The following is a 14,214-nucleotide window of genomic DNA, read 5'->3' as shown; positions in this document are numbered from 1 at the left end:
TTATTTATACATATCATTTATTCCGTCCTATTTGTTTTTTAACAACAAACGATAAACAACAATTGAATTTCTATAATTAATTTTTATACCCTTTTGAAATGAAAATTTTAAAATTTGGTGGCTCATCACTCGCCAATAGTGAAAACATCAGTAAAGTTGCGCAGATAATAAGTAATACCGCAGCAAACGAAAAAGTTGCAGTCGTAGTTTCAGCTTTTGGCAAAACAACTAATAAATTGATTGCCTCAGCTAACAAATCAGCTCATAATGAAGAGGATTATATTGACCTTTTTAATGAAGTTAAACTACATCATTTAACAGTAGTTAGCCATTTAGTCAATGATCTAAAACAAGAGGAGGTTTGCGAAAAAGTGCATACGCTATTTGGGCAATTAAAAACCTTACTAGAAGGATGCTTTTTGTTAAAAGAAGTAACGCCAAAAACAATGGCAACCATTAGTGGATTTGGTGAATTGTTGTCTTCTTATATTATTTCAGAAGTCCTTAAAAAACAAGTAAATACTACTTACAAAGACAGTAGAGAACTTATTACTACCTCAAATGTTTTTGACAAAGCACAAGTAAATTTTAAAATTACCTACAAAAATTGTACTACTTTCTTTGGTAAGAACTCACATCAAGTAACTGTACTTCCCGGGTTTATTGCTAAAACAGAAAGTGGCTTATCAACTACCTTAGGTAGAGGTGGATCTGACTATACTGCTGCTATTTATGCCGCCGCTTTGGAGGCTAACGAATTACAAATTTGGACCGACGTAAGCGGTATGTTCACAGCAAACCCAAGTATTGTAAAACAAGCACTTCCAATACCTCAAATTTCGTATCAGGAAGCCATGGAGTTATCGCATTTCGGTGCGAAAGTGATTTACCCTCCCACCATTCAACCTGTATTAGAAAAGAACATTCCTATTGTTATTAAAAATACTTTTGAGCCAGAAAATGAAGGTACTTTAATTACCAATAAAGTTAAAAACACAGCCATTGTTAAAGGGATTAGCCATATTGAGAACATTACATTATTAACCCTAGAAGGTAGTGGTATGGTAGGTGTTTCTGGCATCTCAAAACGATTGTTTGAAACCCTTTCCAATCAAGATGTTAATGTCGTTTTGATTACACAGGCTTCTTCTGAACATTCTATTTGTGTAGGTATTTACGATGAAGATGCTGAAAGGGCTACCCAAGCGATTAATGAAGCTTTCGAAATAGAAATCGAACGACACAAAATAGACCCTGTTGTTGTTGAATCAGGTCTTGCCATTTTGGCTTTGGTAGGTGATCATATGAAAGATCATCAAGGTTTAAGTGGTAGAATGTTTAGTGCTCTAGGAGGTAACAATGTAAACATAAGAGCAATTGCCCAAGGAGCATCACAAAAAAACATCTCGGCTGTTATTGATAGCAACGATGCTAAAAAAGGATTAAATACTTTACACGAGCATTTTTTTGAAGAAAACATAAAACAACTTAACTTGTTTGTTACGGGAGTTGGAAACGTAGGAGAACGATTCTTAGCACAAATTCATCAGCAACACGGATATATAAAAGAGCATTTAAAAATGAATATTCGAGTTGTAGGTTTATCGAACTCAACAAAAATGTACTTTGATGCTGATGGTATTGATTTAGGTAATTGGAGAAACTTGTTAACGAACGGAACACCTGCTACCATAGACACATTTTTTAACGAGGTAAAATCGTATAACCTTCGTAATTCAGTATTTGTTGACAATACAGCCAATGAAAAAGTATCAAAAGTGTATGAAAACTATTTACGTAACAATATTGCCGTAGTAACTTGTAACAAAATAGCCTGTGCTTCTCACCTTGAAAATTACAAAACACTTAAAAGGATTTCGAGTAAATACAATGCGCCATTTTTATTTGAAACCAATGTAGGTGCTGGATTACCTATTATTGACACCTTGAAAAACTTAATTGTTTCTGGAGATCGTGTCAATAAAATTCAAGCAGTTTTATCAGGAAGTTTAAACTTTGTTTTTAATAACTTTAATACTTCCTCTACGTTTCACAACGTCGTAACGCAAGCGCAAGAACAAGGATACACAGAACCTGACCCGAAAATTGACTTAAGTGGTATTGATGTTGCTAGAAAAATACTAATTCTCGCTCGTGAAAGCGGTTATGAATTGGAGTTATCAGACATCAAAAACAATTCTTTTTTACCTGAAAAATGTCTAAATACTTCTAACAATAAAGACTTCTATGCGCGTTTAGCTGAATTTGAAGATCATTTTCAGCAATTATTTAAAGAAGCCAATAACAACAATTGTCGCTTAAAATATGTAGCAGAATTTTCAAATGGTAAAGCTAATGTTGGATTGCAACATATTCCTGCAGACCATCCTTTTTACAATTTAGAAGGAAGTGACAATATCGTGTTATTTTTTACAGACAGGTACCCAGTATATCCGTTACAAATAAAAGGTGCAGGTGCGGGCGCTGATGTAACTGCTTCTGGAATTTTTGCAGACGTCATTCGAATTGGCAATAATTAATAGTGATCATGGATACCTATCAAAGCACCATCGCAACCTTTACTAAAACAGCACAGCAGTATCAAGATAAATTTATGAACGCTACTGTGTATCATCATAGTTACAAAAAGCTCTTAGCTCATATCGACACGAAGCATACCGATGTATTAGACGTAGCCTATGGCTCCGGAAATATAACTCGCTATTTATTGCACAGTAGGAAAGATCTTTCAATTGTTGGTGTAGACACTTCTGAAAAGATGATTGAGTTCGCTCGAAATAACAACCAGATGGGTACCCTTAAAACTCTTGACTGTAGAGATATTAAAACCTTACGTCAAAAATTTGATGTTATCCTTTTTGGTTTTTGCTTTCCCTATATTTCTAAAGAGGATGCTCTTCAACTAATTGATGATTCGTATGAGCTACTTTATAAAAATGGTGTACTTTTCACAAGTACAATGACGGGGAACTATCAAAAAGATACTGATTTTAGGTATAGCTCTGATGGGAATAGTACAATGTTTATCCATTATCACCATGTTGATTATTTAGTAAAAGGGCTATATAACAACAATTTCAAAGTATTAGAAAATTACACAAAACAATATCAAGAAGGATCTGAAACCTCAGATATCGACTTGTTTTTAATTGGAAAAAAATGAATTCTATAAAAATATTTGCTCCTGCTACGGTAGCTAACGTTTCTTGTGGTTTTGATTCTATGGGATTTGCTATTGACACCATGGGAGATGAAATGACGTTTACAAAAACTGCTGATAAATCCGTTACCATTACACAGATTACAGGAGCGACTGGTTTAACCTTAGATCCTACCAAAAATGCAGCTGGGGTAGTCGCCTTAGCTATGTTAGAAAAACATACTGTTGATTTCGGTATTGACATTACGATGCATAAAGGTTTTGCTCCCGGAAGTGGTTTAGGTAGTAGCGCTGCCAGTGCTGGAGGTGCCGCTTTTGGTGTGAACGAGTTACTTAACAAACCTTTTTCTGCACTCGAACTAACAAAATTCGCTATGCTAGGTGAAGAGGCTGCTTGTGGCACTCCAATCGCTGATAATGTCGCTGCCGCTATTTTCGGTGGGTTCGTACTCATTAGAAATTACGATCCTTTGGACGTTGTGAGCCTTCCTGTTCCTGATGAGCTCAGACTGGTTGCGATTCATCCGCAGATAGAGGTAAAAACAAAAGACGCTCGTGAGGTGCTACCAACACATATACCTTTACAAAGTGCTATTACGCAATGGGCCAATGTTGGTGGCTTAGTAAGTGGTTTATTTACGAATGATTATCAATTAATTGCCAACTCTTTAACCGATGTTATTGTAGAGCCTGCCCGTAAACACTTAATTCCACATTTTGATATGGTGAAAAGTGAAGCGCTTAAAGCGGGGGCCTTAGGTGCTGGAATTTCTGGTTCTGGTCCTACCATTTTTGCTTTATGTAAAGGAGATAAAGTTGCCCAAAAGGTGCACCAAGCCATAGAAAATGCCTATACTGGTAAGAATATCAAATTTCATGTTTTTTCATCAAAAATAAATACGCAAGGTGTTCGCATTATAGCTTCATCATAAAAAACAACACACAAAATGAATTATTATAGTTTACATAAAAAATCACCTAAGGTTAGCTTCCAAGAAGCGGTAGTTAATGGTCTAGCTCCTGACAGAGGTTTGTATTTTCCAGAGAACATTACACCTCTTCCTAAAGAGTTTATCGACACTATTAGTGAGTACTCACATCAAGAAATCGCTTACCAGGTGATTAAACAGTTTGTGGGTGATGAAATTCCTACAAGTGTTTTACAAGATATCATTAATGAAACCTTGTCTTTTGACTTTCCATTGGTTAGTATTGAAGAAAATATACGTACACTAGAGCTTTTTCATGGGCCTACCATGGCTTTTAAAGATGTTGGCGCGCGTTTTATGGCTCGATGTTTAGGGTATTTTAATAGAAATAACAACAATAAAGTAACGGTATTGGTGGCTACTTCAGGTGATACAGGAGGTGCTGTTGCTCATGGTTTCTTGGGGGTGAAAGGTGTTGATGTTGTTATCTTATATCCCAATGGTAAAGTAAGTGATATTCAAGAAAAACAGCTAACGACTTTAGGACAAAATATTACTGCCTTAAAAGTAGACGGCGTTTTCGACGATTGTCAAGACATGGTTAAAACGGCATTTTTAGATCGTGATATCGACCGTGTTTTAACCTCTGCTAATTCAATAAATATTGCTCGTTGGTTGCCACAAATGTTCTACTTTTTCTTTGCTTATAAACAGGTTCATAAGCAACAAAAAGAAGTTGTTTTTTCGGTACCTAGCGGTAATTTCGGGAATATTTGCGCAGGGATTTTGGCGCAAAAGTTAGGCTTACCTATTAAGCATTTTGTCGCCGCAACGAATAGCAATGATACCGTTCCTAATTATTTAGAAAGCGGTGTGTACGCTCCTAAACCTTCAAAAGCGACAATTTCAAATGCCATGGATGTAGGAAACCCAAGTAATTTTATTCGTATTCAAGAACTATACAACCACGACATAGCAACGCTAAAAAATTCTTTTTCTTCTTATTCTTATACTGATGATGAAACTCGTGAAGCCATGAAAACCATTTACGACAAAAGTGGTTATATCGCTGATCCACATGGAGCTGTAGGTTATTTGGGAGTCAAAGAATACCAAAAAAACAATCCAACTGCACTTGGTATATTTTTAGAAACAGCTCACCCTATAAAGTTTTTAGATATTGTAGAAACGGTATTAGAGGTTGATATAGCCATTCCTGAGCAAATTAAATCGGTATTAGAAAAGGAAAAGAAGGCTACTGATATCAAATCATATGACGACTTAAAAGCGTTTTTAAATTTTCAAAAAATACCCTTGTAATAGGTTTCTGATTTGAAATTCCTGTATCAGAAAAATGATGATTTTTTCTTTACGAAAATTAAACATAGCTTTAGTTTATGGTTTCTATTTCTAATGAAGAAGAAGAAGAAGAAGAAAGGAAAAAAGGGTGTTTTACACCATCTTTAGGTTTAGTTACACAAGCATTTCTTTACAGTCATGTTTGTGTTTTATGCCGATTGGAATTTGAAGTCACTTCTTAATTTCTTTTCACTTATTAAAAGGCTTCATAATGACCTGTTCAACATTTTATGTTATTTTATTTCGAAATCAGGTTATTGTGTATTAATCATCCAGTAAAGTAAATAGTAATTCTGTATTATACACTTTTGCTTGTCGCAATAATGAAAGTCCTTCAATTTTTATTTGACAAGGAATATTTTCTAGTTGCCCGTTACCTTCAAAAAAATTAATATCATAATTCTGAACTTGTTGGTATTGTATACCACCCACAGTTGTATTACTATAATTACTACTACCAGATCCTGTTCTACGGATATATACTTTTAGGTTACTATCCCATTCAAAATCTGTCTTTTTTATATCAATATGCCATGAACGATAGATAGAATTCTGTACGTTATTTGGCAGGAAATTGATCGAAATTAAAACTGCATCGGCAGACGATATTATTTCAAATTGCATATCTTCTCCTGCTATCAAACTTTCACTATTACTTCCTGAAAATCCAAATCCATTTGTTTCAACCAGCATTTGAGATTGCATGCTCATTACCAAAAAGAAACTTAAAAAAATAGGTGTATTTAGTAATCGTTTTTGCTTCATTATTTACTTTTTAATTCGAAATAAGCATCATTATTTTCACTAATCATCTGATAACGTAAAAATCACAGTTAATACAGTACTATCTTCAAAACTCAATAAATCATAATTCGTAATTTTTAAATTATATTCCAATTGATGGCCATTTCCTACGCCTACATTCGTGTAGGCACCACCAATATTAGTCAATATCGTTTGAGGATATGTTTTCAAGGAAATAGTACTATTTGGTGTACCATGCTGTCCTGCTCCAGACCCAATATAACTCCCTACCAGAAGTTCCACAATTGTACCTAAAGGCACGTTACCTGAGGTGATTTGCACAGATAAACTTCTCGACGAATTGGCATCAGCAATTGATGAAGAATAATTGATCCATTTACCATCATTTACTGAAGAAGCAACAGAAATAGCTCCACCAGCACTTGTAACGGTCTCTACATTTAAAATAATAGTTTCATTACTTGGTTCTATTGCTACCAATGCAATTTCAGGTACTTCTATAGATATGGGCAACGATTCTACTTGAGTAGTTTGTGCTTCTATGCTAAATAGTTCAACAAAAAAAATAAAAATTATCAATTGTTTCATTACTCCGATTTTAGTTTTATTCTTTTCTTTTTTATATTTATTTTTCTCTCTTTATCTCTAACCTCAAAATTTACCACTTGTTTTTCGCCACTTGTCAAAGAAAGTTGTTGTCTTTTTTTAGGAAAAAAAAACTTTTTCTCATACCCCTTAGTTACAATAATTACCTCCCAATTACCCGGTTTTATTTCACTGAATGAAAAATATCCTTTGTCATTAATCATAGTATACAATACTTCTTTTCCTCTTTGTAATTTTACAATTAATTGTGGAAATTTATTCTGAAATTCTTTTGATTGAATTTGTTGGGTTCGTTTATACGTTATTCTTCCTTCGATTTTAGCAGGTTGTATTATCGTAAGGTGTGCTTCTGCTTTTTTTTGAGTAATAATCATTACTTCTACTGGGAGGTCTTCTGCTACAATTTGATTAAATTTCAAACTGGATTGATCTATGGTTAAATAATGTTTTCCTGCTGCTATATCATTAAATTCAAAATTACCATTGCTATCTGTTATCACAGAATAACCATCAAGATTAACAATAACCCCTTCCATAATCTCTGATTTTATAGAATTTATTTTCCCTAATATTCCCCCCATGTTTTTATCCTTCGATAAATGAAGATCAAAATTAAATCGATAACCTATAGAAAAATTATAGTCTTTATAACTTTCCGTTCCAGAGGGCGTGTTATAATTTCCTAAAACCTTAATAGAGTGTACCGAATTTATTCTATATCGTGCATTGAGATGTAAGAGACTCTTTTTTTTATACCTATCTTCTAGAACATAATTATTTCGAAAGCCTAAATTTATACTAAGTCTATTTTTTAATTTGTAAGTAAATTGACCACCATAAAAAAAATAACCTACACTTCCCATAGAATACCTATTAGTTTTAAAATATTCAAGAGTTCCACTAACATGAAGATTATTAAAAACATCATACTTACCATATAAAGAGGTTTCATAAGAAATACCTTTCTGGTTTTCTCTTGTTACTAGTTGGTTTGTAGAATACGATAAGGCTCCAGAAACCCATAAAAACAAGGCGTTTGTTTTATGCCTATAATTATAACGTGCAATATTTTCTTTAAAATGAAATTTTTGAATACTACTTCTATCTTTTCTATAACGATAACCTACTTTTAAACTATGTTTTTGTCTAGATTTTCTAAAATAATGTAATGTCGTATAATAGTTTTGTTGAAAGGGAGCCACTTGTAAAATTATTTCATCGGTTCCTGGATTAATAAAGCTATAGTTAGCTGAGCTAGAAACAACTAGCTTCTTACCTAGCCTAAGCAATATAGAAGACTTCAAATAGGTACTGTTACTAAAATATCCTTCAAACCCCGCTTCTGTAAATATAAAATCACTGTAAACCTCATATTTCGGTTTCTTATATAAACCATTTAACATTACTCCAATTCCTCTTTCGGCTCCTTTAAAACTTATTGCCGACTCTCCATTTAAAAACAAATACCTCTGCTTATAGTTTGCCGAGATACTACTTGCCATTGAGTTTTCACTGGAGATTACATATTCTCTATAAATAACTCCAAACTTAGTGTTCAAATAATCGGAGAATTTGTATCCTATAGCTGCCCCAAATTGACTCTTTGTTTTAGGAAAAAAAATAGGATTGTTGTAAAATGATTCGATTTTAAGACGCCCCAATTTTCTTTTATAGTAAACCCCTTTACCTAAGCGGTTCTGTTCCAGTAGTCTCGAAAACCTGAGTGCAAAATCCCCCAAACAAACTTCATTTTTCCCATACCTATAACGAATGGAGTGTCTCTTATAATTTTCAAACCTTATTAAATCAGGTTTATTGGTTCCTTTTGCTACTATTTCGATAAAGTGTTTTTCATATTTATCAATATAGCCTGTACTTGTGAAGTCGTACTGAATTACATTAAATGATTCTACACTATTGTTAAATGAAGCATAGGATATACCACCCTCAACAGGATATTTATGATATAAATTAGATCGTTTGGTAGTGCTGGGGTATACCATGATAGGTGTACTTTTAGTATAACTAATTTCTATTTCTTCTACGGTAACGACAAGATCATTAACCACTAATTTTGGCTTAATTAACTTTTCAGAAACATATTGCTCTACAGTTACGATGGATATAGAATCTATTGGTATAGTAAACTCTACTTTTCCTAAAACAATTCCTTCTCTTGATGACAACAATATGGTTTCATCAACATTCCCTCTATTATTTATTAGGTATTTACATGTAAAAGTGCTTCCAGCTCTTAAATATTTTGGTTTTTTATACAATTTCACATGAATATCATGAATTTTTTTTATAGTAACCTCATATGTTTTCGTGATCAAATTTTCCCCTAAATCGTAAACACTTATCTTCATATTTTTTTTTCCATATGTTGCTTTTAACGGCAAGGAGACCGTAAATATCATTCGTGATGCTTTTCTACTCGATAAAACAACAATAGGAGGCTTGGTAACTAGCCTCCATCCTTCAGGTAAGTCAATTTTTAACTTTGGTTTAATAGGGTACGCGTTTTTATTGGTTACTTTAAGGATAATTATATGGTGCTTTCCCGGAATAAATTCTTCGGGCATTTTTAAAATCTCTAAGCCAATATTTGTTTGCCAAAAATTAACAAATAACAACAAGCATAATAATTCTAAGAACATACAAAAATTTTATACCGCTAGTTATCTTTTACATCAACAGTTATATTAATTCCATATATATCACCTCCATAATCGGCTACCAATATACCTTCATAAGATCCTGTAGGAATATTGGTAAATTCAATTATAAAATCTTTACAACTGTGAGGATATACTTTTTTGAATACAGCTTCTGTTTTTAAAACCCTTTCTCCTTCGTCGTCAAACAACTCTAGTATAAGGGCTGGTCTCACCATGAAAATACCTTTATTCTCAAGTATTATGTTTATGACATAGCTCTTATCTTTCCATTTCTTTAATGATATCATCTTAAATTCAATTTCTGGGTTTATACGCTGACCAACGTTGGCAATAAGCTGAATACCATATCGTATTTTTGAATTAATTTGCACACCTAGCTGCTTTTCTTCACTAATTGGCTTAACCACTTCAATCATAATTACTCCCCAGAACGATCCACTATCTTCACTTATTTCATCCAAAACTTCTGGGACTTCTATTCTATAACTAAGTGTAAATTTTTCTTCAGGATCTAACACCTTTTCAGCGGTGTTGAAAGTAACCCATTTCCCAAGAGACCTGGCTAACTTTCCAATTTCCATATAGCCTGATTTTCCATCACAATTTTGAAGTAAATCCTTAAGATATATGACAATCCGTTCTTGATTATCTTTCCCTGTATTTTTTATAATGATTTCGCCAGTAATAATGGTTCCTTTATCCACGTTATGTATATGTGTTAGACCATTTAAGATACTAACACCTGCTCGACTTACATGTATGGTTAACAGCAAAACAACGGCTACAACCATGAATCTCTTAAAAATCATATGATGTGTTTTTTGGATAGTTAAATGTTTCAAAAAAAGAGTTAAATATTAATTCTGATTTGAAATTACTATAAAAGAAAATCATGTTTTTTCTTTATTCAAATTTTAAAAATTAAGCATAGCCTTAGTTGATACTTTCTTTTTCTAATTAGAAAGAAAGGGAAAAAGGGCATTTTATTACGGTAATTTTAATTTGTAAATGGTATACGTTTAATTTTAAATCAACAACTGATGTATTTCGCCCTTGTTTTGTCAGCAAAACAATGTAGTTTTCTGATATTATGAAAAAAATACTAGGAAAAAAAATAGAGACCTAAACTGACTGCCTTCAAGGTCTCTTTTCTCATTTACTTCATTCTGTTTAATTTTAATTGTCAGTAAAAGTATAGGTAATCACAAGGGTATTACTGGCATCAAAATCTAACAGTGCATACGACCCTGCAGCTGCCAAAAGCGCTAAGGTGTAGGTTAAATTATGACCTTTACTAACGCCATCACCAGTATATGAACTACCAATTCCTGTGATTAAATTCTGTGCAGATCCAGATAATGTAACTGCAGCTGTTGGCGCGCCCATTGTTCCATCTCCTGCTGCTGCATCAGATGAGGCTAATATGGTAATTGAAGTACCCGCAGGAACAGTCCCTGAAGTTATTTGAACAGTTATATCTCTCGATGGTTCTGTTGTAGTACCAACAATAGACGAATAGTTCAACCAAATAGTACTATCAGCGTCATCAGTTACCGCTGCTACCCCTGCTTCTGTAGGTGCTGTTGCTGCTAAAGCAATTGCAGTTCCTGTGGTGGATTCTAAGTCTAACAATGCAACTTCTGGAATAGTAACTGCAATGTTATGTGTGTCAACGTTATCTTCTTGGGCTTGAGTGTGCTCTATAGACCCAAAAAAGACAAACAAAAATGCTACTAATAATTTAATGTTTTTCATAATGCTCTATAATTATAGTTAATATGTTCTTCCAATATCCACTATAATACACCTTAATCCCATAAGTATTAGTCTAAGCACGATTTAACTATGTTGAATCACTTCTATTCACTGTTAATCTGAACCACATCAATAAAACACTATTTCACAGGTTTTTTATAACTTTAAATTAATCTAATCAGAAACTCAAAAACTACGCTTCATACCGATTTTAAAATAAAGTTACACAAGCATTTCCTTGCAGTCATGATCATATATCACCTATAGATCGGCATTTACGATAAACAATTATGGTCGGTAAATTAACATGAGAAATGGTATAAGTTTCTTAGCTACTTTACTTTTTCATACTTCAATGTATTACCTCTACCTACATATGAGAGTTCTAGTTGATGTTCGTTTACAGAAATAAGGTACCAACACATTTCAGATTTTGGACATGAAATATAGCGTCCGTTTTTGTTTATCATAGTCTGAGCTTGTTGAGATGCTGCAACGCAATTATCGGATACTATAAATTCTTCCTTGTTCCAGCTTACCATTCCGTTAGCATACTCTTTTCTCTGATTTCCATCAAACCACAAAATAACTGATTGATCACTCACAGATCGCCACTTTCCTTGCAATAAATCATACAGTGTTGTTTCTTCCTTTTTCTTTCTGACTTCCCTATTTCGTAACAACCATACATTCAATTTTTCAAGCGCTGTTAACTGAATATTCTTGCTTTTCGCATTGGGTGTATACCAGTTCTTAGCTCCAAAATGAGATTGAAGGTCTTTACTTTTAAATGAATGCCCGTATCTTGCAAAGATTTCATTTCTTATTAATCTCAGTTCTTTGGAGGTGTAATACGCCAAAATATTATCTAGCAAAGGTACCGTCGACGCAAAGGTATAATCGCCTTGAAGGTTTGTACTTGTGATTGGGTAGGCTTCAACTAACAAAAGTTCTAATTGCGTGCCTATATTTGAATCTGTAGTTAGCTCTTTTTCATAGAAAGTAAGGCTACGTGTTCCTTTTTTATAAGCATATCGTTTCTTTCCGATAGTTAGAACGTCTATCGGGTATTCGTATTCAAACTCAAATGCATAGGTGTTTCCTCCTTCTAAACCTGTCACATTTGGGGTGTTAGCCGCGAAAGAAATCGTGTTATTTGTTCCTTTTACCTGGTACTTTCCAGCTAGTTGATGATTAATTTTGTTTGTTACATGCATTTTATAAAGATCTGTACTCTTTTGAAGCACTCCTTTAATAGTATTATTTCTGTCTTTTAAAATAAGTAGCTCGAATCCATCCATATTCTTATATTCAAGTACATCTCCTACCTTACCAAAAGTAGGCGGAAAGTTAGTGTTTGGTGAGCTTCCTATGATCCTTGCTTTATTTTTTGTGATCCGTTTGGTGTAAAACATGGCTCCTCCTTCGTGAAGTGATCCTCCTTCAAACTGAATAGTTTCATTTGTGGTAAAACGCGATGCAAATATTTGATCTCCATCTGTCCAAGTACCTTTGAAAACTTGCGCAGATCCTAACGAAAAACAGCTAGCAAACACCATCAATAAAAGTTTTCTCATGTTTTTATTAAAATTTTGGTTATGCTTACAAGATACTAATTTTAAGGAAATATCACCTATTTTTCAAGAGGACCAACTCATCATAGCAGGACATTATTTACTATAATCAATAGATAACGAAACACATCCTTTGGTGTTTTATGTAGTAAGAAATGGCTTTTACTATAGGTATTGATCAAAACATTTGCTTTTCATATTTTTACATCATAAGAAATTCCATCTCATTAAACGATATAAAAATGAATAGGTTAACATCTTCTCTGCTCTCGACCCCAAATAGTATTTTCAAAAATAATGGCCTGTTTACATTGGTTGTTTGCTGTTTATTATTGTCGTGTGCTAAAGACAGTGCAACAAGTTTAGAATCTTCGACACCTAATACCCCTGGGTTATATACGCAAACATTAAGTTATGGTGGCGTAACTAGAGAATATCTGTTATACCTACCTACATCATATCAGCAAAACGATAGTAGCTTATATCCCCTAATGTTGAATTTTCACGGTTTTGGCTCTAGTGCGAAAGATCATCTTACCAATGCCGATATGCGTTCGTTAGCCGATTCTGAGAATTTTTTACTTGTATACCCTCAAGGAACTCTTTTAGATGGCTATCCTCATTGGAATGCAGGTCTAGATACTCCCGATAACAAGAGTAATGCCGATGATTTTGGTTTTATAGAAGCTCTCTTAAACAAGCTATCCGATGCATATACTGTAGATTCAAAAAGGATTTATGCATGTGGCTATTCAAATGGTGCTTTTTTTAGCTATGCGCTCGCCTGCTATCACAGTCATAAAATAGCAGCGATAGGTTCCGTTTCAGGAACAATGCTTGATGAGACACTCAGCAACTGTAACCCTACCCACCCTACTCCCATGGTTAACATTCACGGAACTTCTGACTTTGTGGTTCCGTACAATGGAGGTACCGGTTTAAAAGCCATTCCTGATGTTTTGAACTACTGGATAAATTATAACAATACAGCAACCGTTCCTATACTAAATACTGTGAATACTACTGGTACTACCATTGAAGAATACAAATACGGTAATGGCAATAACGGAACTAGTGTTATTCATTATAAAGTGATGAACGGAGGTCATGATTGGTTTGACCTGAATTTTAATGGCTCAAATACGAATAGTTTAATTTGGGACTTCGTTTCACAATACACAATAGACGGGCTTATTCCTTAATAATATTGTAAGCATAGCAAGATTCGAACTCTTAGGTAACTCTTGGTACCATCTATTTTTAATATGAGATCGAGTGCAGTTAAGACTTTATGGTCATTGATGATTTATACGATATATAAATAAATATTTCGCATATCTATTATTTCTTTTGTAGCTATTTTT

12 protein-coding genes are annotated in these 14,214 nt (G+C 33.7%); 6 read left to right on the top strand and 6 right to left on the bottom strand.

From position 1 onward, the window contains the following. Positions 1 to 98 precede the first annotated feature (98 nt). From thrA to AC2TDS_RS16325, 5 genes are all read left to right on the top strand, one after another. A complete protein-coding gene (gene thrA, locus AC2TDS_RS16345; protein WP_484736644.1) occupies positions 99 to 2,540 on the top strand; it encodes a bifunctional aspartate kinase/homoserine dehydrogenase I in 2,442 nt (813 codons plus the stop codon). 8 nt (positions 2,541 to 2,548) lie between these two features. Beyond that, positions 2,549 to 3,184, top strand: coding sequence for a class I SAM-dependent methyltransferase (locus AC2TDS_RS16340; protein WP_484736643.1), 636 nt, complete (start codon positions 2,549 to 2,551; stop codon positions 3,182 to 3,184). Beyond that, complete coding sequence (locus tag AC2TDS_RS16335; protein WP_484736642.1) at positions 3,181 to 4,113, top strand: homoserine kinase; 933 nt, start codon at positions 3,181 to 3,183, stop codon at positions 4,111 to 4,113. The genes AC2TDS_RS16340 and AC2TDS_RS16335 overlap by 4 nt, the downstream gene beginning before the upstream one ends. A gap of 15 nt (positions 4,114 to 4,128) precedes the next feature. Further along, the gene (gene thrC / locus AC2TDS_RS16330; protein WP_484736641.1) at positions 4,129 to 5,430 is read left to right on the top strand and encodes a threonine synthase; all 1,302 of its coding nucleotides are present in this window, start codon (positions 4,129 to 4,131) and stop codon (positions 5,428 to 5,430) included. Between the two features lie 77 nt (positions 5,431 to 5,507). Then, positions 5,508 to 5,651, top strand: a complete 144-nt coding sequence (locus AC2TDS_RS16325) for a hypothetical protein (RefSeq protein WP_484736640.1) — start codon at positions 5,508 to 5,510, stop codon at positions 5,649 to 5,651. A gap of 82 nt (positions 5,652 to 5,733) precedes the next feature. Here the strand turns inward: AC2TDS_RS16325 and AC2TDS_RS16320 are convergent, their stop codons facing one another. The 6 genes from AC2TDS_RS16320 to AC2TDS_RS16295 all read right to left on the bottom strand — a co-directional run bounded on the left by AC2TDS_RS16320 (position 5,734) and on the right by AC2TDS_RS16295 (position 12,853). Next, on the bottom strand, positions 5,734 to 6,234 hold the full coding sequence (locus AC2TDS_RS16320) for a hypothetical protein (RefSeq protein WP_484736639.1): 501 nt from the start codon (positions 6,232 to 6,234) through the stop codon (positions 5,734 to 5,736). Positions 6,235 to 6,273: 39 nt separating this feature from the next. Beyond that, complete coding sequence (locus AC2TDS_RS16315) at positions 6,274 to 6,822, bottom strand: hypothetical protein (RefSeq protein WP_484736638.1); 549 nt, start codon at positions 6,820 to 6,822, stop codon at positions 6,274 to 6,276. Beyond that, entirely contained in the window at positions 6,822 to 9,500 is a 2,679-nt protein-coding gene (locus tag AC2TDS_RS16310; protein WP_484736637.1) for a TonB-dependent receptor, read from the bottom strand. The genes AC2TDS_RS16315 and AC2TDS_RS16310 overlap by 1 nt, the downstream gene beginning before the upstream one ends. 17 nt (positions 9,501 to 9,517) lie before the next feature. After that, positions 9,518 to 10,330 (bottom strand): hypothetical protein, encoded by an 813-nt coding sequence (locus tag AC2TDS_RS16305; RefSeq protein ID WP_484736636.1) that lies wholly within the window; start codon positions 10,328 to 10,330, stop codon positions 9,518 to 9,520. Between the two features lie 367 nt (positions 10,331 to 10,697). Then, positions 10,698 to 11,276 (bottom strand): hypothetical protein, encoded by a 579-nt coding sequence (locus AC2TDS_RS16300; RefSeq protein WP_484736635.1) that lies wholly within the window; start codon positions 11,274 to 11,276, stop codon positions 10,698 to 10,700. Between the two features lie 332 nt (positions 11,277 to 11,608). After that, positions 11,609 to 12,853 (bottom strand): YARHG domain-containing protein, encoded by a 1,245-nt coding sequence (locus tag AC2TDS_RS16295; RefSeq protein WP_484736634.1) that lies wholly within the window; start codon positions 12,851 to 12,853, stop codon positions 11,609 to 11,611. A gap of 239 nt (positions 12,854 to 13,092) precedes the next feature. Between AC2TDS_RS16295 and AC2TDS_RS16290 the strand changes: the two genes are divergently transcribed. Beyond that, positions 13,093 to 14,052 (top strand): CE1 family esterase, encoded by a 960-nt coding sequence (locus AC2TDS_RS16290; RefSeq protein ID WP_484736633.1) that lies wholly within the window; start codon positions 13,093 to 13,095, stop codon positions 14,050 to 14,052. Positions 14,053 to 14,214 lie beyond the last annotated feature (162 nt).

Source organism: Tenacibaculum profundicola, from assembly GCF_057220795.1.
The sequence above is the reverse complement of the archived record's forward strand: the minus strand, read 5'-3'. Positions and strand labels throughout refer to the sequence as shown.

Coding starts and splice junctions, on each gene's coding strand:
- thrA (WP_484736644.1), top strand. CDS start 99: ATGAAAATTTTAAAATTTGGTGGCTCATCACTCGCCAATAGTGAAAAC.
- AC2TDS_RS16340 (WP_484736643.1), top strand. CDS start 2,549: ATGGATACCTATCAAAGCACCATCGCAACCTTTACTAAAACAGCACAG.
- AC2TDS_RS16335 (WP_484736642.1), top strand. CDS start 3,181: ATGAATTCTATAAAAATATTTGCTCCTGCTACGGTAGCTAACGTTTCT.
- thrC (WP_484736641.1), top strand. CDS start 4,129: ATGAATTATTATAGTTTACATAAAAAATCACCTAAGGTTAGCTTCCAA.
- AC2TDS_RS16325 (WP_484736640.1), top strand. CDS start 5,508: ATGGTTTCTATTTCTAATGAAGAAGAAGAAGAAGAAGAAAGGAAAAAA.
- AC2TDS_RS16320 (WP_484736639.1), bottom strand. CDS start 6,234: ATGAAGCAAAAACGATTACTAAATACACCTATTTTTTTAAGTTTCTTT.
- AC2TDS_RS16315 (WP_484736638.1), bottom strand. CDS start 6,822: ATGAAACAATTGATAATTTTTATTTTTTTTGTTGAACTATTTAGCATA.
- AC2TDS_RS16310 (WP_484736637.1), bottom strand. CDS start 9,500: ATGTTCTTAGAATTATTATGCTTGTTGTTATTTGTTAATTTTTGGCAA.
- AC2TDS_RS16305 (WP_484736636.1), bottom strand. CDS start 10,330: ATGATTTTTAAGAGATTCATGGTTGTAGCCGTTGTTTTGCTGTTAACC.
- AC2TDS_RS16300 (WP_484736635.1), bottom strand. CDS start 11,276: ATGAAAAACATTAAATTATTAGTAGCATTTTTGTTTGTCTTTTTTGGG.
- AC2TDS_RS16295 (WP_484736634.1), bottom strand. CDS start 12,853: ATGAGAAAACTTTTATTGATGGTGTTTGCTAGCTGTTTTTCGTTAGGA.
- AC2TDS_RS16290 (WP_484736633.1), top strand. CDS start 13,093: ATGAATAGGTTAACATCTTCTCTGCTCTCGACCCCAAATAGTATTTTC.